Origin of the sequence: Vulcanococcus sp. (assembly GCF_044369115.1) — a bacterium.
In the GTDB taxonomy this organism is placed as follows: domain Bacteria; phylum Cyanobacteriota; class Cyanobacteriia; order PCC-6307; family Cyanobiaceae; genus Vulcanococcus.
The window spans coordinates 1-18,418 of sequence record NZ_JBIPMN010000024.1 but is presented as its reverse complement, the minus strand read 5'-3'; the positions used below and the strand labels follow the sequence as shown (position 1 = coordinate 18,418).

22 protein-coding genes and 1 tRNA gene are annotated in these 18,418 nt (G+C 65.5%); 9 read left to right on the top strand and 14 right to left on the bottom strand.

The window, feature by feature from the left end; all coding sequences use genetic code 11:
- From ACIQ2E_RS03100 to petC, 6 genes are all read right to left on the bottom strand, one after another.
- On the bottom strand, positions 1–560 hold a 560-nt coding region (locus ACIQ2E_RS03100), incomplete at its 3' end, for a helix-turn-helix domain-containing protein (protein WP_398326009.1).
- A gap of 195 nt (positions 561–755) precedes the next feature.
- A tRNA-Val gene (locus tag ACIQ2E_RS03095) sits at positions 756–827 on the bottom strand.
- A gap of 60 nt (positions 828–887) precedes the next feature.
- The gene (gene cobM / locus ACIQ2E_RS03090) at positions 888–1,649 is read right to left on the bottom strand and encodes a precorrin-4 C(11)-methyltransferase (RefSeq protein WP_398326007.1); all 762 of its coding nucleotides are present in this window, start codon (positions 1,647–1,649) and stop codon (positions 888–890) included.
- Positions 1,646–2,500 (bottom strand): prolipoprotein diacylglyceryl transferase, encoded by an 855-nt coding sequence (lgt, locus tag ACIQ2E_RS03085; protein WP_398326004.1) that lies wholly within the window; start codon positions 2,498–2,500, stop codon positions 1,646–1,648. The genes cobM and lgt overlap by 4 nt, the downstream gene beginning before the upstream one ends.
- The gene (gene petA, locus ACIQ2E_RS03080; protein ID WP_398326001.1) at positions 2,500–3,432 is read right to left on the bottom strand and encodes a cytochrome f; all 933 of its coding nucleotides are present in this window, start codon (positions 3,430–3,432) and stop codon (positions 2,500–2,502) included. The genes lgt and petA overlap by 1 nt, the downstream gene beginning before the upstream one ends.
- 38 nt (positions 3,433–3,470) lie before the next feature.
- Positions 3,471–4,019, bottom strand: coding sequence for a cytochrome b6-f complex iron-sulfur subunit (gene petC / locus ACIQ2E_RS03075; protein WP_217796401.1), 549 nt, complete (start codon positions 4,017–4,019; stop codon positions 3,471–3,473).
- 99 nt (positions 4,020–4,118) lie between these two features.
- Here petC and ACIQ2E_RS03070 point away from each other — a divergent pair, with 99 nt between their 5' ends.
- Positions 4,119–4,478 (top strand): DUF3067 family protein, encoded by a 360-nt coding sequence (locus tag ACIQ2E_RS03070; RefSeq protein ID WP_398325997.1) that lies wholly within the window; start codon positions 4,119–4,121, stop codon positions 4,476–4,478.
- A gap of 3 nt (positions 4,479–4,481) precedes the next feature.
- On the opposite strand, the gene tatC is transcribed toward ACIQ2E_RS03070, so the two are convergent.
- Both tatC and ACIQ2E_RS03060 read right to left on the bottom strand, forming a co-directional pair.
- Positions 4,482–5,300: a twin-arginine translocase subunit TatC gene (gene tatC / locus ACIQ2E_RS03065; RefSeq protein WP_398325994.1), complete on the bottom strand. Its 819-nt coding sequence runs from the start codon at positions 5,298–5,300 to the stop codon at positions 4,482–4,484.
- Between the two features lie 4 nt (positions 5,301–5,304).
- Entirely contained in the window at positions 5,305–7,029 is a 1,725-nt protein-coding gene (locus ACIQ2E_RS03060; protein ID WP_398325991.1) for an NFACT family protein, read from the bottom strand.
- 60 nt (positions 7,030–7,089) lie between these two features.
- Between ACIQ2E_RS03060 and gmk the strand changes: the two genes are divergently transcribed.
- The gene (gene gmk / locus ACIQ2E_RS03055) at positions 7,090–7,662 is read left to right on the top strand and encodes a guanylate kinase (protein ID WP_398325988.1); all 573 of its coding nucleotides are present in this window, start codon (positions 7,090–7,092) and stop codon (positions 7,660–7,662) included.
- A gap of 64 nt (positions 7,663–7,726) precedes the next feature.
- On the opposite strand, the gene psaJ is transcribed toward gmk, so the two are convergent.
- Together psaJ and ACIQ2E_RS03045 are read right to left on the bottom strand one after the other, a co-directional pair.
- Positions 7,727–7,843: a photosystem I reaction center subunit IX gene (gene psaJ, locus ACIQ2E_RS03050; RefSeq protein ID WP_010303754.1), complete on the bottom strand. Its 117-nt coding sequence runs from the start codon at positions 7,841–7,843 to the stop codon at positions 7,727–7,729.
- A 49-nt stretch (positions 7,844–7,892) separates the two neighbouring features.
- The gene (locus ACIQ2E_RS03045; RefSeq protein WP_398325985.1) at positions 7,893–8,372 is read right to left on the bottom strand and encodes a Photosystem I reaction center subunit III; all 480 of its coding nucleotides are present in this window, start codon (positions 8,370–8,372) and stop codon (positions 7,893–7,895) included.
- Between the two features lie 62 nt (positions 8,373–8,434).
- On the opposite strand from ACIQ2E_RS03045, the gene tsaD reads away from it, so the two are divergent.
- Complete coding sequence (tsaD, locus tag ACIQ2E_RS03040) at positions 8,435–9,502, top strand: tRNA (adenosine(37)-N6)-threonylcarbamoyltransferase complex transferase subunit TsaD (protein WP_398325982.1); 1,068 nt, start codon at positions 8,435–8,437, stop codon at positions 9,500–9,502.
- A gap of 35 nt (positions 9,503–9,537) precedes the next feature.
- The gene (locus tag ACIQ2E_RS03035) at positions 9,538–9,732 is read left to right on the top strand and encodes a high light inducible protein (RefSeq protein WP_296447315.1); all 195 of its coding nucleotides are present in this window, start codon (positions 9,538–9,540) and stop codon (positions 9,730–9,732) included.
- On the opposite strand, the gene ACIQ2E_RS03030 is transcribed toward ACIQ2E_RS03035, so the two are convergent.
- Complete coding sequence (locus ACIQ2E_RS03030; RefSeq protein WP_398325978.1) at positions 9,729–10,916, bottom strand: type IV pilus twitching motility protein PilT; 1,188 nt, start codon at positions 10,914–10,916, stop codon at positions 9,729–9,731. The two genes, ACIQ2E_RS03035 and ACIQ2E_RS03030, sit on opposite strands and share 4 nt — an antisense overlap.
- 98 nt (positions 10,917–11,014) lie before the next feature.
- Between ACIQ2E_RS03030 and wecB the strand changes: the two genes are divergently transcribed.
- Positions 11,015–12,136 carry a non-hydrolyzing UDP-N-acetylglucosamine 2-epimerase gene (gene wecB, locus ACIQ2E_RS03025; RefSeq protein ID WP_398325975.1) on the top strand — a complete coding sequence of 374 codons (1,122 nt, stop codon included), beginning with the start codon at positions 11,015–11,017 and terminating at the stop codon, positions 12,134–12,136.
- A gap of 11 nt (positions 12,137–12,147) precedes the next feature.
- Here the strand turns inward: wecB and ACIQ2E_RS03020 are convergent, their stop codons facing one another.
- On the bottom strand, positions 12,148–13,317 hold the full coding sequence (locus tag ACIQ2E_RS03020) for an efflux RND transporter periplasmic adaptor subunit (RefSeq protein WP_398325972.1): 1,170 nt from the start codon (positions 13,315–13,317) through the stop codon (positions 12,148–12,150).
- A gap of 112 nt (positions 13,318–13,429) precedes the next feature.
- Here ACIQ2E_RS03020 and ychF point away from each other — a divergent pair, with 112 nt between their 5' ends.
- The 3 genes from ychF (at position 13,430) to ACIQ2E_RS03005 (ending at position 15,563) form a co-directional block, all read left to right on the top strand.
- Positions 13,430–14,521, top strand: a complete 1,092-nt coding sequence (ychF, locus tag ACIQ2E_RS03015; RefSeq protein ID WP_398325969.1) for a redox-regulated ATPase YchF — start codon at positions 13,430–13,432, stop codon at positions 14,519–14,521.
- A gap of 195 nt (positions 14,522–14,716) precedes the next feature.
- Complete coding sequence (locus tag ACIQ2E_RS03010; protein ID WP_398325967.1) at positions 14,717–15,310, top strand: alpha/beta hydrolase; 594 nt, start codon at positions 14,717–14,719, stop codon at positions 15,308–15,310.
- A 76-nt stretch (positions 15,311–15,386) separates the two neighbouring features.
- On the top strand, positions 15,387–15,563 hold the full coding sequence (locus ACIQ2E_RS03005) for a hypothetical protein (RefSeq protein WP_398325964.1): 177 nt from the start codon (positions 15,387–15,389) through the stop codon (positions 15,561–15,563).
- 12 nt (positions 15,564–15,575) lie between these two features.
- Here ACIQ2E_RS03005 and ACIQ2E_RS03000 read toward each other — a convergent pair whose 3' ends face one another.
- On the bottom strand, positions 15,576–16,472 hold the full coding sequence (locus tag ACIQ2E_RS03000) for a cation diffusion facilitator family transporter (protein ID WP_398325961.1): 897 nt from the start codon (positions 16,470–16,472) through the stop codon (positions 15,576–15,578).
- A gap of 75 nt (positions 16,473–16,547) precedes the next feature.
- Positions 16,548–17,762 carry an MFS transporter gene (locus ACIQ2E_RS02995; protein WP_398325958.1) on the bottom strand — a complete coding sequence of 405 codons (1,215 nt, stop codon included), beginning with the start codon at positions 17,760–17,762 and terminating at the stop codon, positions 16,548–16,550.
- Between ACIQ2E_RS02995 and ACIQ2E_RS02990 the strand changes: the two genes are divergently transcribed.
- On the top strand, positions 17,753–18,418 hold a 666-nt coding region (locus tag ACIQ2E_RS02990; protein WP_398325955.1), incomplete at its 3' end, for an alpha/beta hydrolase. The genes ACIQ2E_RS02995 and ACIQ2E_RS02990 overlap by 10 nt on opposite strands.

The window sequence follows — 18,418 nt, the reverse complement described above, 5'->3', positions numbered from 1 at the left end:
TTGGCTGCAACGGGCACGGCAGCGGCCTTGGGCTGGGCCGGGCTTGGCATCTGAGGTTTCAGCAGGCTGATCATCTGAGGAGCTCGCTGCCATCCCCACACCCCGGCGGCCCCCACCCCGGCCAGAAGAGCCAGGCTCCCCAGCCAGCGGAGCGCAGCGCCGGAGTGGTTGGCGCGCGGCCGCGGTTGCTGGGTGTAGCTCTGAGCGCTGAGCCGGGCGCGGGGGCGTTGGCGGCCAGCGGGTTCAGTCGAGCTCAGCGGTGCCGGCGCCGGTTTGAGCTGGCTGCTGAGTTGCTTAATCGGCGCCACCAGGGGTGTGGCATCGATGCCCAACGCTGCTGCGACGCGGCGGGCCTGGGCAATCACAAACACCAGTTCCGGCAGCCGCTTCGGGTCTCCAGATTCCAGGGCGTGTAGCTGTTCTTCGCCCATGCGCAACTGAGCGGCCAGGGCTGCAGCGCTCAGCCCCCGCTGCTCACGTGCTTGACGGAGGCTCTGCCCCAGCACGGCCAGGGGATCGTTGTTCCCAGCGCTGGAAGGGTTGGACTCACTGGCGTTCACGGTGGAGTCAGCTGGGTCGTTGCCGACATTGTGCCGTGAAAACAGCGCTGTTCCAGGCTGATGCTGAAAAGTGGAGTTGTTGGTCAACACCACCCAAGATCTCATCGGCACTGGCGATGTCCGGTGCGGAACTCTGATGATTTGTTCCAGTAAACTATTGGATCCACGCCATTTGTGAATCTTTAAGTCTTTAAATGGGCGATACTGGATTCGAACCAGTGACCCCTTCCGTGTGAAGGAAGTGCGCTACCACTGTGCTAATCGCCCGCGTGCGCTGATCGCTCGCGCCCTCAGACTTTAGAACATCGCCTGCCTTGCTTCCGCCTTTCAGGCGCCACCACGGAACAGGTGGTGATGACTGGCGGAATAGAGGCGAGAGCGGGCTGCACCAGGCGCTGCCAGAGCAGGGCTCACCACATACAGCGTTGTGCGGATCAGGTCCCGTTCCTGACTGATGCGCGCGATCTCCGAGAGCGGCACCACCTGGATCCATTGGTCGGGCCAGCTCACCCGGTAGCCGATCGCAACGGGGGTCTCGGCCGGGTAGTGGCGCAGCAGCTCGGCCTGCACCTCCTCCACATGGCGGGCGCTCAGATAAAGGCAAAGCGAGGCCTGCAAGGAGGCCAGGTGCTCCAGCTCTTCCCGCTCCGGTACGCCCGTGCGCCCTCCGGCTCGGCTGAGGATGATGGTTTGCACCAGTCCCGGAATGGTGAGCTCGGCCTGCAGGGCAGCGGCTGTGGCCTGGTAAGCGCTCAAGCCAGGCACCACCTCCACCTCCACCTCGGCATCGACCAGGCGGCAGAGCTGCTCATGCAGGGCGCTGTACAGACAGGTGTCGCCGTCGTGCAGGCGTACAACCCGTTGGCCGGCTGCCACTCGATCCAGCATCAACGCCATCACCTCTTCCAGGGTGAGGGTGCTGGTGCGGATTCGTTCGCAGTGAGCTGGGGCCATCGCCGCCAGCTGCGGATTCACCAGCGAATCCGTCCAAATCAGCACCTCGGCCTGCTCGATTGTCCGCGCAGCCCGAAGGGTGAGTAGATCGGGGGCCCCCGGTCCTGCTCCCACAATCCACACCTTGCCGCTCATGCCTGCACTCCACTGGGATCGGGCAGCGCTTGTCGCCGGCCGTAGAGCCAGTAAAGGCCGAAGGCGCCCAGGGCGATCAGCGCAAGGCTCACCAACTGAGCCATCCGCAGGCCGCCGTCACAGTAGGGCGGTGTGCCCATCAGGCAGAGCGGATCAATGCGGAGGCCTTCGATCCAAAGCCGCCCACAGCTGTAGGCCACCAGGTAGAGGCAGCTGATCGCGCCCACCGGCAGGTTGATTTTGCCGCGGATCCCGCGTTCGAACAGCACCAACAGCAGAGCCAGCACCCCGAGGTTCCAGAGCGATTCGTACAGGAAGGTGGGATGAAAGGTGCTCTGATCAAGAAATTCCACTGGCCGGTTGGCGTAGGGAATCGTGAGCTTCCAGGGCAGATCGGTGGGCAGACCAAACGCTTCGGAGTTGAAGAAGTTGCCCCAGCGGCCGATCGCCTGGCCCAGCGCCACCGAGGGCAGCAGCACGTCGAGCAGATTCCAAAAGGCGATCCGGCGCCAGCGGCTGTAGAGAATCACGGCCAGGGTTCCGCCAATCAGCGCACCGTGGATGGCGATGCCGCCGCGCCAAATGGCCAGGGCATCCAGCCAGTTCAGTTGGTATTGCCGCCACTCAAAGGTCACGTAGTACAGCCGTGCGCCGATCACAGCGGCCAACACCAAAATCGGCAGCAGGTCTGCAATGAGGGTTGGGTCGATGCCCCGCTGCTTGCCCAGGCGGGTGGCCAGCAGTAGTCCGAGCAGCACCGCGATGGCGATCAGCAGGCCATACCAGCGCAGAGAAAAGGGCCCCAGCTGAAACAGCAAGGGCCCCGGAGAGGTGAACAGAGCGAGGGGCATCAGATGCCTTCGGCGGCCTGAACCTTTTCTACCTGCTTCTTCTTCAGCACCAGCATGATCTGGGCCAGTGCCACCGCGGCGAAGAAGGCAAGCAAGCCATAGATGCGGTTGGGGTTCTGCAGCACAACTTCGGCGTCAAGCTGACCAAAACCACCCACGTTGGGGTCGTTGGTGAGAGCGGCACCGGCGGTAACCACATCACCCACTGCAGCGGTGAGGGTGGGGCCAGCGGGGATGGTGTCGGTGACGGTGTTGCCGTCAGAGGTTTGGATCACCACGTTGGTGGAACCGTTGTCGCCAGCGTTGATGGCCTGCACGGTGCCGGCGGTGGCGGCGGTGTAGACGCTGTTGTTGCTCTTCTCACCGGTGGGGTACACCTGGCCGCGGCCGCGGTTGCCGCCCACGTGCAGCTGGTATTTACCGAAGTGAATGTTGCTGTCTGTAGCGGGATCAGGCGAGAGGATCGGGAACACGATCTTCTGGTGGTCATCACCAGGCAGAGGACCCACCAACAGGATGTTGGGGTTCTCCTCGTTCCAGGTGGTCACATAAACACCGGCGGTTTCTTCCTTGAGCTCGTCGGTGAGGCGATCGGCAGGAGCGAGGGTGAAGCCGTCGGGAAGCATCACAACGGCACCCACATTCAGGCCGGTGCGGCTGCCATCACCAGCCAGCTGCTGCACGGATGTGTCGTAGGGGATCTCCACTTCCACCTTGAACACCTCATCGGGGAACACGGCCTGAGGCAGTTCCACGTGGGTGGGCTTTTTGGCCAGGTGGCAGTTGGCGCAAGCCAGCTTGCCGGTGGCTTCACGCGGGTAGTCGTAGTTCTGTTGAGCCCAGAACGGATAGGCCCAGCTGGCTTGGGGGGCGAACAGCAGAGTGCCGAGAGCCAGCAGCGAGCTCAGCAGCAGGGAAAAGGGGCGACGCATGGGGCGGAAAGGCGAGGGGGAGACGACTGGAGAGGAGATCAGACCCACCAGGGCTTCTCGCCGGTGCGGAAATCGGTTTCAGTCCACTGGCTGAGGAACACGTTGTCGTTCTCAACCGACACGTGGGCCAGGGCCAGGGAGAGGGGGGCAGGGCCGCGCACCACCTTGCCGGTGGCGTCGTACTGGGATCCGTGGCAGGGGCACATGAACTTGTTGGCAGCCGCATTCCAGGGCACCACGCAACCCAGGTGGGTGCAGATGGCGTTGATCCCGTAGCTGCCGATGGCATCGCTGCCCTCAACAATCAGATAGGTGGGGTCACCCTTCAGGCCCTGCACCAGGTTGCGATCGCCCTCACGGTGGTTGCTCAGCCAACCCGTGGCGGTCACGGCGTTGCCCAGCTCATCTTTGGCAGCGGTGCCGCCACCGGAGCCTGCAGCCTTGGGGGGGATGAAGTAGTTCACCACCGGGTAGAGAGCACCCAGCGCTACGCCGGTCACCGACCCGAAGGTCAGAAGGTTCATGAACTGACGACGACCCATTCCGGGCACGTCACCACTCGAGGCGCTTGCTGGGATCTGGGTCATACGGGGCGGCGTGGTGGCCACTGCAACGTGGCGCCCATTATGGACGTTGCCCCTCCGGCTCCCGCTGGCCGCACAGGCCTAGCGCCGGCAGCCTGCAACATGCTGTTGCGCGCCACCGCCCCCGTGACCCTGCCGCCCGAAGCTCCACTCAGCCGCGCTGAGGTGCTCGAGATCCTCCGCAAGCGTTGGCAGGCCTCCTACGACCTGCAGTTGATCGTGCGCCGTGGACGCCTGTATCTGCAGGTGATGTGGGGTTATCTCGAGCAGCAGTCGTTTCCGATGACGGCTGAGCAATACGAAGCCCAGCTCGAGGAGTTGGTGGCCACGCTCAATGGCCTTGGCGTCGCTGCGCAGGTGCGCGGCTGGCTGCTCACCACCACGGATAAACCGCGGCTGGGAAAGGCGATGAACCTCGCGCTCGACCTGCCGGAAGGCCGCGCCAGTGAATTTTTGATCTAGCGCTCAGGCCCGTTGCACCATCCGAGCCAAGCCCACGCCCACCAGATAAAGGGCGGTGATGGCGCCGCTGAGCAGCAGCATCGTGACCGGATCGGTGGAGGGGGTGAGCACGGCGCCTGCCAACGCGGAGGCCACCACCACGAAGCGCCAGGCCCTGAGCATCGTCTGCGCCTTCACAATCCCCTGGGCTGCCAGCAGCATCTGCAGCACCGGCAATTGGAAGGCCAGGGCGGTGGCCACCATCAGGAGCAGCACGAAATCCAGGTAACGCTCGATCGACCAGAGCGGCTCCACCACATCAGCGCCGTAGCTCACGAGGAAGTTCAGTGCGGCAGGCACCAATGCCCACCACGCAAAGGCCAGGCCGGCCATGAACAGCACGGCGGAGCCCCCCACCGCTGGAGCCACTAAGCGCTGTTCCCGGCGCGTGAGACCAGGCAGCACAAAGGCCAGGCCCTCGTAGAGCACGTAGGGCAGCGCCAGGATCAGGCCGGTGTAGCCGGCCACCTTGATCGACACAAACAGGAATTCACCCGGCGCCAGCTGTAGGAAATGAATGCCTTTGGCCGGCACCTCCAGCAGCCGCACCAGCGGTTTCACCAGCAGCAAACAGGCACCGGCTCCGATTACCACCGCCAGCAGGCTGCGCAGGATGCGGCGCCGTAGTTCCTCGAGGTGATCCACCAGTGTCATCTCCACCTCGCCCGGGAACTCCTCGTCGGGCGTGGGCGGGGTGTCTGCCACCTTGGGTGGTTCGATGCGAATGGGGGCTGGGGCGGGCAGCACGGTGTTGCCCTCGGGCCTGTTGTCGCGCTCGCTCATGACTTCAGAGGCTACGGGCCCCTGCGGCCAGTAGAGAGGCCGCCCGACCCGGATCGGCCCAGATCACCGCACCACCGCGATAGCGCACGGTGCCCGGCGCAGCACCGGGGATGCGTTGGAGTTCTTCGCAGGGCACCATCACCACCGCCACCCGGCTGTTGCCGCGGGCACGGCTGAAGTGGGCGGCCACATCGGCAGCGGCCTGAAGATCCCCCTCGGCGCTGAGGCCTTCGGATCCCTTCAGCACCACATGGCTGCCCGGACACTCCTGGGCATGGAACCAGAGATCGCCGCGGCGCGCTTGCTGCAAACTGATCCATTCGTTCTGGCGGTGGTTACGGCCCACCTGCAGGCGCAGGCCACTGGGGCTGGCGAGCTCTAGCGGGTTGGGGGTGGTGCTGGCCTGCTGGCGGCGTTGCGAGCGGTTGGTTCGACCAGACTCCTGCAGATTGGCGCATTCCTCCTCCAAGGTTTGGAGATGTGCGAGGGCGGCCCCATGGCTGTGACTGGGCCCTTGTTCCAGAAAGGTGAGGCTGGTTTCCAGCTGCTCAATCCGCTGGCGGTGCTGCTCCAGCCGCGGCGTGATCGCGGCCACGGAGCGCCGCAGTTTGCGTGCCCGTTTGTAGAGCACCTGAGCTTCAGCGACCTGGTCACGGCTCGGTTGCGGCAAACAGAGCAGCGCATCGGCCTGCTGCCGTAGCTGATCGCTGTTCTCCACCTGATCCAGCAGCTGCTGCTGGTGCTCCAGTTGCTGGCGTTCGCGGTTGAGCTGCTGCTCAAGCCGCTGCCGCAGCTGATGCTGGCGTTGCAGCACCTGCCGGCTGCCGAGGCGCTCTTGGTGATAGGCGGCCAGGGCCTGGTTGATGGCGAGCGGATCGGGCTCCCTTGGTGTTTCATCTGTGTTTGAGAGGCTCTGCTGCCAGCAGCGGTAGGAGCAGCAGCGCCCAGGGCTGAAGCCAAACCGATTGTCTTGGAGAGCTTTTAGCCAGGTCTGCCAGCGCTGCCAGAGCTCCTGCCATTGCGCGCTGCTCAGCTCGCCCACCGGTTGGGCCAGCCAGGCTTCGCTGCACCCCGGTGTGTCGCCGGTGAGCTGCAGTGCCAGGGCTGGGCTGATGCCTTGGTAGGCGCTCTGCAGGGCCTTGAGCAGGGGCAGGGGCAGCAGGCTCAGTTGCGTGCGCCACCGCTCAAACGGTTCACCGGAGTTGGGAACTTCACCGCTCAGGGGTGGCGGCGGGCTGTAGGTGTCGCCCGTGCCGATCGGCCGCAGCCGCGATTGTTGTGGGCGCACCTGGCGGGCTGCCGCCACCACGCGCCGCTGCTCATCGAGCAGAAACAGATTGCTGTGGCGCCCCATCAGCTCCAGCACCAACCAGCGCTGAATCGCTTCACCGGGCCGTGCGGCAAAGCCCAGCTCCACCACCCGCTCCCAGCCGGGTTGCGCCAGGTTCACCAGGGCCAAGCCCCCCAGGCCGTGCTGCAGTTGTAGGGCCAGTGTGCTGCCATCGCCTTGCCGCGGGGGTGGCTCGATCGCGAAACAACGCGGAGCTTCCGCCAGCCAGCTCAGCTCCAGCCAGAGGCGCTGCTGCAGCGTGCGAAAGCCCAGTTGCAAGGTGTGGCTGTCGGCTTGCTGGGCCTTCTCGAAGCGGCTTGGAACCAGCAGCGGCTGCAGTTCGCTCAGCACAGCCCGCAGGCTGGTGAGGTCCATGGCCTGGAGCGCGGCAGGTGCCATGGGCTAGGGCGATCGGGCTGCGGCGGCACACCTACTCTGCAGGGCCGCGATCGATCGTTCATGGCTGCTGAGGCCTCCGCTGCCGGCCGGCTGTTTCTGATCACAGGTCCGAGCGGGGTTGGCAAGGGCACCCTGGTGTCGGCGCTGTTGCAGCGGCATCCCCAGATCTGGCTCTCGGTGTCGGCCACCACCCGCTCGCCGCGGAGCGGCGAGCAGGAGGGGCAGCACTATTTCTTTTTGGATCGCGCCGCCTTCGAGGCCAAGGTGGCCCAGGCAGGCCTGCTGGAGTGGGCCGAGTTCGCTGGCAACTGCTACGGCACGCCTCGGGAGCCGGTGGAGCAATACCTGGCTGCCGGCCGCCCTGTGCTGCTCGAGATCGAGCTGGAGGGAGCCCGCCAGGTGCGCCAGAGCTTTCCCAGCGGCTTCCAGATCTTCATCAAGCCTCCGTCGTTTGAGGAGCTGGAGCGCCGGATCCGTGGTCGAGGCACGGATAGCGAAGAGGCGATCAGCCGACGCTTGGAGCGGGCTCGTGTGGAATTGGCTGCTGAGGCCGAATTTGACGCCGTTCTGGTGAACGACGATTTGGATCACGCTCTGGCCCAGCTGGAGCAGTTGATGGGTTTGAACCGGTAAGCGCTTGGGCGCAAAAAAAGCGGCTCACCAGAGCCGCTTTTTTATGGATTCAGCCTTCTGCTGCTCACATCGGGTGGAAGAGCAGATCGGGATAGAAGCGGTTGAATTCGATCAGAATGCCGGCGGTCACGGTGAACCAGATGGCTGCGAACACCGGTGCAGTGGTGAGGAACTTCTTCATCGCTGGTGTGTCGTTGGATGAGGGGGAATGCGTTCAGGCCTCTGCCTGATCAGCGGGGGGAGACGGTGATCTTGTCGTCGGCCTCGGTGAGCTTGCCGCTGGTGAGGGCGCCGAACGCAGCAAGCGGCCAGGTGGCAGCTGCCAGGGTGCTCTTGAAGGCCAGGGAGAGATCGATCTGGATCTCCTTCATGGTGGCGTCTTTATCGCCACGGATTGCCATCAGGTAGTTGCGACCGGCCCAGCCGATGCAACCAGCGATGTAGAGGAAGGCGATGCCGGGAATGATGAAATCACCGGCGTGGCTGAGGCGGCCATCCACGATCAGGTGGGGCAGGCCATCAGCACCGCAGGAGGCCTGGCTGTACATCGCAAAGCGAGCCTTGGCCTGGTCGGTGATGGCAGCAGCGGCGCGCTGCTGGAAGCGGGCGCTCTCAGCGCAGGGGGTCAGACCGGCCACATCGGCTTTGGCCACAGGGGCGAAGCCGAAGATCAGCAGGGCAGAAATCAGAACAGCAAAGAGGCGGCGCATCGGGTCCAGCTGCTGCACGGCAGGATGTCACTTACGGACAGTACGAGGGTCGTTCAAAGCTGATGCCAACCCTGCTGGCCCTCGAAACAAGTTGTGACGAGTCAGCGGCCGCTGTGGTGCGCGATCAGCGGGTGCTCGCGAGCGCTGTGGCGTCCCAAGTGGAGGAGCATGCGCGCTGGGGTGGGGTGGTGCCGGAGATCGCCTCCCGCCGCCATGTGGAGGCTCTGCCGGCGCTGATTGAGCAGGTGATGGCGGAGAGCGGCCTGGCGTTCAGCGAGCTCGATGCGATTGCGGCCACGGCGGCTCCGGGGCTGGTGGGTGCCTTGCTCGTTGGTTCGGTGACGGGGCGGAGCCTGGCGCGGCTTCACAACAAACCGTTTGTGGCCGTGCATCACCTCGAGGGGCATCTCTGCTCGGTGCAGCTGGGCGATCCGCTGCCGCCAGGGCCCTATCTGGTGTTGTTGGTGAGTGGCGGGCACACCGAAATGATCCGTGTGGATGGCCCTTGCCAGTACCAGCGCCTAGCCCGCAGCCGTGATGACGCCGCCGGCGAAGCGTTCGACAAGGTGGCCCGCCTGCTTGATCTGGGTTATCCCGGGGGGCCGGCGATCCAGATCGCGGCTGAGCAGGGTGATCCGCGGCGCTTTCCGTTGCCGAAAGGGCGCGTTTCGCTGCCCGAGGGGGGGGTCCATCCCTACGACTTCAGCTTCAGCGGCTTGAAAACAGCCGTGCTGCGCCTGACGAAGCAGCTCAAGGCGGAGGCTGAACGCGGCGGCGAGCCCTTCCCGCTGGCGGATGTGGCGGCCAGTTTTGAGCAGGTGGTGGCGGATGTGCTGGTGGAGCGCACCACCCGCTGCGCCCGCGATCAGGGCCTGCAAACCCTGGTGCTCGTGGGTGGTGTGGCGGCCAACCGGCGCCTGCGCGCGCGGTTGGAGCAGCGCTGCGGAGAGCTCGGAATTCAATGGCGTCTGGCGCCGCTCGCCTATTGCACCGACAACGCCGCGATGATCGCCGTGGCGGCTGAGCAGCGCTTCAGCGGCGGTGCTTGCAGCCCGATCGATTTGGCCGTGGCGCCCCGGTTGGCCCTCGAGGAGGCGCCGGTTCTCTACGAACCGCAGCCTGCCTTCTAACTTCTCTAGGCTCCTAAGACTCATCGGCATCAGCCATGGCCTCGGCTCAATCGGCACCCGAGCCCTCCGACCTGGCTCAAGACGTGGTGGAAGCAGCTCCTGAAGAGCTCAATCAATGGAAACGAGGTTTCACGCCACAAGCTGAGATCTGGAACGGCCGTATGGCGATGCTCGGCCTCTCGGTGGGCCTGAGCGTGCTGCTGATCGCCCGCCTCGCCGGCAAGGCCTAGCTCTTGCCGCGCAGCGCCTGGGCCAATTCGTTTGGCCTGAGGCTCTGAGCCAGCGCGTCATTGGCTGCCACCCGGCCTTGCTCCACCAGCTGCTGCAGCGCCTGATTGGCGGTTTGCATGCCGTCGAAACAGCTGCGGGCCATGATTTCTTCGATCTCCGCCAGTTCACCGCGCTGGATGTAGTCCTTGCAGGCGTCTGTGTTGATCAAAATGTCGTGAAAGGCGGCCCTTTTGCCGTCTGTTGTTTTCAGCAGACCCTGAGCGATCACTCCGAGCAGGCTTTCTGAAACGGCTCTGCGGATGTTCTCCTGCTCGTTGGGCGGCACCATCCCCAGCACCCGTTCCACGGTTTTCACGGCCGAATTGGTGTGCAGCGTGCCGAACACCAGGTGGCCCGTCTGCGAGGCCTCGATTGCCGTGGCCAGGGTTTCACCGTCGCGGATTTCGCCGATCAGGATCACATCGGGGTCTTCCCGCAGGGCTGCACGCAACGCGTTGTGGAAGTGGCGGGTGTGCTGCCCCACTTCCCGGTGGCGAATCAGCGATTGCCGGCTTTCGTGCACAAATTCCACTGGATCCTCAATCGTGAGGATGTGGCAGCTGCGGTTGCGATTGATCCAATCGATCATCGCGGCGAGGGTGGTGCTTTTGCCCGATCCGGTAGGCCCAGTGATCAGCACCAGCCCTTTGGGGCATGAGGCCAGATCTTGCAGCACGGAAGGCAGATTGAGATCCTCCAGAGTGGCGATCTGCTGAGGGATCAGCCGCAGCACCATGGCCGGGCCTCGCAGCGAATCCATCAAGTTGATGCGCACCCGCACAAAAGGGAAGGCGTGGGAGCCATCGAATTCCTTCTCGCGATCGAAGCCATCGATCTGAGCCGGGCTGAGCATCTCCCGCAGCCAACCGTGGAAGGTGGCGGTAGTCGTGATTGGCCAGCCGGTGCGCAGCATCTCGCCGCGGGCCCGATACCTCGGTTCTTCGCCAACGCCGAGATGCACATCGGAGAAGCCGTTGGCATCGGCGATCTTCACGATGCCCTCCAGGCTGCCGGGCTGGGGGCCATGCAGCGCGCCTGGCGCGTTGCTGCTCTGGGTTGGTGGAGCCGGCAGCGGCCCAGGGGCCGCTGCGCTTTCTGTCAGCGAGGGAAACAGGCTGGGGGGAAACGGAGAGCTGGCACTCACCACGGCTGGGATCGCTGAGACCAGCTTCGCGGCGGATGCAGCCGATGCCCAGGGAATTCGCCCGCCATCTTTAGGATCCGGCTACATGGCCGGCCCCTGTGAGCACTCCCCACAACGTCTGCATCGTGTTGGGCACGCGCCCGGAGGCCATCAAGCTTGCGCCGGTGATTCAGGCCTTTCAGGCGGCTTCTGATTTCCGCACGCGGGTGGTGCTCACCGGTCAGCACCGCGAAATGGTGGCCCAGGTGATGGAGCTGTTCGGTCTGCAGGCTGATCACGACCTGGCGCTGATGGCCCCCAAACAAACGCTCACCCACATCACCTGCGGGGCTCTTCAGGGCCTGCAGGCCGAGTTTGAGCAGCAGAAGCCGGATCTGGTGTTGGTGCAGGGCGACACCACCACAGCATTTGCCTCAGCCCTGGCCGCCTTCTATGCCCAGGTACCGGTGGGGCATGTGGAGGCGGGCCTGCGCACCGACAACATCATGGATCCCTATCCGGAGGAGGCGAACAGACGGCTGATCTCGCAGGTGGCCCAGTTGCACTTCGCCCCCACGGAGGTGTCCGCCGCCAACTGCCGTGCCTCCGGCGTGGTGGGCGAGGTGTGCGTTACCGGCAATACGGTGATCGATGCCCTGCTGCTGATGGCGGAGAAGGCGCCGCCGTTTGAGCACCCCGGCCTCGATTTCGCGCGGCAGCGGGTGATCCTTGCCACGGTGCACCGGCGAGAGAACTGGGGGGAGCGGCTGCAGGAGATCGGCCAGGGCTTCCTGGCGGTGCTGGAGCGTTTCCCCGATACGGCCCTGCTGCTGCCACTGCACCGCAACCCCACCGTGCGCGAACCGCTGCAGGCGCTGCTGGGCGATCACCCGCGGGCTTTCCTCACCGAACCCCTCGATTACGACCAGTTGGTGGCGGCTATGCGGGGTTGCACGCTGTTGCTCAGCGATTCCGGTGGCCTGCAGGAGGAGGCCCCAGCCCTGGGAAAACCGGTGCTGGTGCTGCGCCGCACCACCGAGCGGCCGGAAGCGGTGGATGCTGGCACCGCCAAGCTGATCGGCACCGCCAGCGCCGACATCCTGCGGGAGGCGTCACTGCTGTTGGAGGATCCCAACGCCTACGACGCCATGGCGCGAGCCCATAACCCGTTTGGTGATGGCAAGGCCAGCGAGCGGATCGTGGAGGTGATTCGCCGCTTCCTCACCCAGGCCGCGGGCTGAACCGCCCTGCATCACTCGCGCTTCTTCTTGGCCCAGGGCGGCAGGTCGATGAACACGCGGGTGCCGGGTTTGAGGCCTTCGAGGATCTGGGTGTCCTTGCCACTGCTGGCCCCTAGGGTCACGGCCTGGAAGGTGGGCTGATTGCCGGGCCCCACCAGCAGCACTCCGGGTTTGCCCTGCTCGGTCACCACCGCCACGGTGGGGATCACGGTGCGGGCAGCCAGGGTGCCGGTGTTGAAGTCGATGTCGGCGGTCATGCCGATGCGCAGTTCCGGCGGCGGATCAATCAGCTGCAGCTTCACCTCAAACGAGGTGACGTTGTTGAGCTTTTCGGCGCGGGGAGCGATCTGGCGCACCCTGGCCGGGAAGCGACGATCTGGGAAGGAATCCACCCGCACCGAGGCGCTCTGGCCTGCTTGGATGCGGCCGATGTCGCTCTCGGGCACTTTCGCCACGGCTTCCAGCCCCTGGGCCAGCTCCACGATTGATGAGCTGCTGGCACCGGCCGATGCCGAAGCCGAGGTGGTGGGCGTGACAAAGGCGCCTGGATCCGCGAAGCGGGCCGTTACCACTCCCGTGAAGGGCGCACGCACCGTTAGGTCGCCCAGCTCTTTCATGCGCTGCTGGAGCCGCTGCTGCGCCGCTTCCACGGCCGCTTTGTCCACCAGATAGGTGGAGCGGGAACTGTTGTAGTCATCAAGGCTGATGCCCCCCTGGCGGATCAGGGCCTCGCGTCGCTGCAGCTCGCTCTGGCTGCGGTTGAGCTGAGCCTTGGCGGAGCGCACCTGGGCGCGTAGTTCCTCGAGGCGGTCGTTCAGATCGCCGTTATCCATCAGTGCGAGGGCCTGGCCGACCTGCACGCTGTCGCCCTCTTCCACGAACAGCTTCTCCAGCACCCCCTGACGCTTGGGACTCACATTCACCTTGCGGAAAGCCTCGAGCTCACCGCTGGCGGTGATCACGCCGGGGAGGCTGCCCTGGCGGGCCAGCACGGTGTAGGTGTCCAGGCTGCGCTGCTGGCTGCTGCTGCGGCGCTGGCTCAGTAGGGCACTGCCCCCTCCAACCACCAGCACGCCGGCTATCAGTCCAGCCCAGAGGCGTTTGCGCTGGAGCCAGCCGGGGCTGAACCGCGCGGTTGCCGGAAGCGGCTTGCCCTCGCGGGTGGGAGGGGACTGGAGCATTGAGGAGGGAATGGTCCTGCGCCTGCGCTCACACCAGTCTTCCTGGTCGCACCCCTGGGTTGTGGGGTGGATCACCGGCGAAGGGTTGGGGGGCAGTTCGTAGATTCCCCGCATGCTTAAAGCCGGAATCGTGGGACTGCCCAATGTGGGCAAGTCGACCCTGTTCAACGCCCTCGTGGCCAACGCCCAGGCGGAGGCGGCCAACTATCCGTTCTGCACCATCGAGCCCAACTCGGGTGTGGTGTCGGTGCCGGATCCGCGCCTGCAGCAGCTCTCCGATCTGAGCGGCAGCAAGGAGCTGATCCCCACGCGCGTGGAATTCGTGGACATCGCTGGTCTGGTGAAAGGCGCCAGCCAGGGCGAGGGTCTGGGCAACAAGTTTCTGGCCAACATCCGCGAAGTCGACGCGATCGTGCATGTGGTGCGTTGCTTCGAAAACGACGACGTAATCCACGTGAGCGGCTCGGTGGGCCCAGCCCGCGACGCTGAAGTGATCAACCTGGAACTGGGCCTGGCGGATCTGAGCCAGGTGGAGAAGCGACGCGAGCGGCTGAAGAAGCAGGTGCGCACCAGCAAGGAGGCCCAGGTGGAGGATGCGGCACTGGAGCGCATTCAGGCTGTGCTGGAGCAGGGCGGTGCGGCCCGCAGCATCGAGCTCAGCGATGAAGAGGCGGCGATGGTCAAGCCCCTTGGGCTGCTCACCGCCAAACCGATCATCTATGCCACCAACGTGAGCGAAGACGATCTCTCCGCCGGTAATGCCTATTGCGAGGAAGTGGCAGCCCTGGCCCAACAGGAAGGTGCCGGCACCGTGCGCATCAGCGCCCAGGTGGAGGCTGAGTTGATCGAACTGCCCGAGGAGGAGCGCGCTGAATTCCTGGCGGGTCTTGGGGTGGACGAAGGCGGCCTGCAAAGTCTGATCCGCGCCACCTACAGCCTGCTCGGTCTGCGCACCTATTTCACCACCGGTGAGAAGGAAACCCGCGCCTGGACGATCAAAGCCGGCATGACCGCCCCACAGGCGGCTGGCGTGATCCACACCGACTTCGAGCGCGGCTTCATCCGCGCCCAAACCATCGGTTACAAGCAGCTACTGGAAGCGGGTTCCTTGGCCGAAGCGCGCAACAAGGGTTGGCTGCGGGCCGAAGGCAAGGAATATGTGGTGGAGGAAGGCGATGTGATGGAGTTTCTGTTCAACGTCTAGGACTCAGCTGCAGCCAGGCTCTACGAGAGGTTGTAAGGACTGTTTTTCTCCAAAGGCTTGGCTTGTTGGGCCTCTCGGGCGTTGGTGCGGTTGTTGTTTGCGGCAGGTCCGCTGCGCTCTTCCGATCAACACTGACAGATTGATGCCTTGTGAGCGGAAAGTGGCTAGTCAAGGAAGGAACCCCCTTTCCCTCCCGTGATCAAGGTTTTTGCGAGTCTTGCTGGTGCTGCCGTTGTGTTCGGCGGCGCAGCCGCCCAGGCCATCCCCCTCACGGCCCGCACCGTGTGCGTCAATTGCATCGGTCCCCGCTCCGATGTGCTGAATCCCCTGAGCGGCACCAACAACACTCCGGTGCCCAACGGGCTGATCTCCCGCTCCGGCTACAGCCAGGATGAGCTGCAGCAGGGGCTGTCGAAGAGCTACTCCGTGGACGTGGTGGCTGTGGCTGATTTCCTCTATAGCGATAAAGGCGTGCAGTTCCTGAAGAACAGCATCGGCCAGAACAACTACACCCCCTACTACAGCCAGCAGAACAGCCTGCAGGCCGTACGCAGCGCCATCATTCTCGATTCCGTGGATGGGAACCTCTCTGGTTTCGGCATGATGGACCTGCTGCCGGTGGATGAGCGTCTGCAGGGCGCGATGGATGTGTGCAACGTGGATGCCTCCAACATCCAGCGCAAAACCTCGCTGCTGAGCTGGTATGTGAACACCCCGGCTTGTATCGCTGTCTACACCCAGGTGTCGGAATCGGCTCCCTCCGCCGCACCGGTGCGCGGCCTCTGGTGATCGCCATGGGGCTCGCTCCTGCTGGGGCGCCGCCCGAGTTGGTTTGCCTCAAAATGGTCGTACCCCACGGAGCCCCATGACGGAGCAGCAGGCCGCCGGTCCCACCCCCCAGGACGCCACCCAGCAGCACGACTTCGAGGCGCAGAAGCAGGTGCACCAGCAGATCCGCAACGATCCCGACTACGACGACTGGGAGTACGGCACCGAGCCCCTGCCCCATGAGGCCTGGACCGCCAAGGTGAGCAAGGGCTGAGCGCCTCGGCCCTCAGCCCGGCTCCAGCTGCAACGTGCTGTGCTCCACCCCGATGGCGGCCAGTGCGTCCTTGGCGCGGTGCAGCAGCTCCAGGTCGTCCATGCCGCTGTCGCGGCGGCACACGTGAGCGGTGAGAGCCACCTGGCTCGTGCTCAGGCTCCAGATGTGCACGTGGTGCACATCCACCACCCCCGGGAGAGCCAGCAGGGTGGCGCGCACCTGCTCGGGTTGGATGTGGCTGGGGATGCCATCCAGCAGCACCACCAGTGCATCGCGGATCAGCACGAGCCCCGTGTAACCCACGGCGATGCCCACCCCGATGGCGGTGAGGGGGTCGAGCCAGTGCCAGCCGGTGAGGCCCACCAGTAAGGCGCTGAGCAGCACCGCCAGCGATACCAGGGCATCGGTGATCAGATGCACCATCGCCGCGCGGCGATTGAGGTCGTGGGAATGGCTGCCGTGCCCGCCATGGCCGAACAGGCGCGCCGATCCCAGATTCACCGCGATGCCGGCCGCCGCGGCCCAGGCCACCGGCCCGCTCACTAGCGGCTGCGGGTTGTGCAGGCGCTGGATTGCTTCCACCACCACCACCGCTGAGGCCATCGCCACCAGCACACCGTTGCTCAGGGCCGCCAGCTGGGTGCTGCGGCCAAAGCCGTAGGTGAAGCGTCCATTTGGCGGGCGGGTGCTGAGGCGCTCTGCCCCCCATCCGAGCGCCAGCCCGGCTACATCGCCCAGGTTGTGCAGGGCATCGCCGATCAGCGCCAGGGAGCCGAAGCCGATGCCGATCACGATCTGCGCCAGCGACAGCGCCGTGTTGAGCAGGATGCTCCAACGGAAGGCAGAGGCCAGCCCCGCTCGGCCGATGTGCTGTTGCGGGTGACGGCGACCGTGATCGTGAACAGCCATGGGCACGGCATCACTACTCTGATTGTGTGGGCTACCGCGCCCGCGGGCATGTGTTGCGCTTGGCCTGCCTTGGTTTCAACCCTTCACGTGGGCCCGGCGGCGGATGGGCCCGATCAGCAGCAGGCACAGCCCACACACCACAGCCATCAGCAGCCAGAGCAGCAGGCCGTGGCCCTGGCCATCGAGCAGCAGGCCAGCCAGCAGCGGTGCCCCGAAGGCGCTGAGGGCGAAGCATTGGGAGAACAGCGCCATGGCCAGGCCGCCATGGCCTTCAGGGCTCAGCTCCACCACCGCTTCAGTGGAGGTGGGCAGGAAGGCCGCCTGCCCGAGGGCCAGCAGCATCAGGGCCAGCACCACCAGCACGATGCCCTGATCGCTCAGCGCTGATAGGGCGAGCAGAACCGTGCCGGCGCTGAAACACACCATGCTCAGCCCCAGGCCCACCGCCACCGAGCGGCGTGCCAGGGCCTGACCCACGGGCCACTGAATCAGCAACAGCAGGGCCAGGGGAACGCCGATCAGCAGGGCGCTGATTGCTTCCGGCTGGGCATCGCGCTCCAGCCCGCCCCGTACCAGATCCAGCGGCAGGGCGCTCTGCATTAAGGCCGGAATCGCCGTGGCCACCACCGAAAGCAGCAGCATGGGCATCAGAGCCGGCAACCATTGGCCCCAGGTCACCCGCGGCACGCCGGTGCGGCCAGCCTGCAGGGCCCGCGGCAGCGGCCGCCAGAGCAGCAGAGCAGCCAGGGCCACGATCGCGGTCATATCCACCAGGTACACCCCGCGCAGGTGCCCGAGCTGCGCCAGCAGGGCGCCGGCCAGGGTGCCGCCGGCCACGCCGCCTGCATCGGCTGTGCGCGAGAGCGCGTAGCCCCGCGCCGAGGCCATCGGCGGAGCGCAGAGCGGCACAGCCAGCTCCACCGCGGGCCAATAGAGCCCACCGGCCAGACCGAGCAGCACCTGTCCAGCCACGTAGCCCTGTTGGTGTTGCGCCCCCAGCAGCAGTGCGTCGCCAAGAAAGCCACACAGGCCGGCCAAGAGCACGGGCAGGCCGCAGGTCAGGCCCAGATCCAGCAACCAGCCGCTGGCAAAGCGGCCAAACGTCCCCGCCAACGCCGCCACGGCCAGGCCGCTGCCCACCTGTGAAGCGGAGAAATCCGCCTGGTGGAAGACCATCGGGGTGAGATAAAGCACCCCTCCTGCGCCGAAACTCGCCACCAGCCGCACAGTGGCCAGCTCCCGCAGCGGCGCGGGAAACTGGTGCCACCACTGCCGGCCTGTTGACAGCATCTGTGCTCGTGCCAACCCGTCGACCGTTGCGTGCGGTGCTGCGCAGTCTGCTGGCTGGCCTGCTGTGGCTGACCCCTGCCCGGGCGGCGGAACAGCTCGAGGTGCGGCTCGATGGCTTGCGTCTGCCCATTGATCTGGTGGCCCTGGAGGCCTGGAGCCGTTCGCCAGCCGATGTGAATGGGGATCTGCGCGCCTGGCTGGATCTGCTCGATCCGCGTGGCCGGGAGCAGCTCCGGCGCGTCCTGCGCGCTCCCCTGGTTCAAGACCGCTCCTTTGCCCAGCAGTTTCTGGCTAGCTGGGCCGGCCAGCGGGTGCTGGAGGAGTTCGATCAGCTGATCAGCACCGAGCAGGGCAGCAGCGCCGGTCCACTCCTCTTCCAGACACTCCAGGAGTTGCTGGCCCGCCAGAGCCAGGTGACCACGATTGAGCTGCTGCGCGCGGTGCCCAGCCAGAACCTGGTGCTGAATCTCGATGGCGGCCTGCAGTTGGCGGCCCAGTGGCGCCAACAGATCGTGGCGCAAAGCGCGGCGTTGCAAGCGTTGCAGCAGCTGCGCCTACGGCAGGTGTCGCAGTCGTGGCCGGTGTTCACCTCAGATTCAGGCCCCGCGTCCAGGGTGGAGCGGTTGCAGCTGCCGGTGGCTCATCGCCGCCAGCCG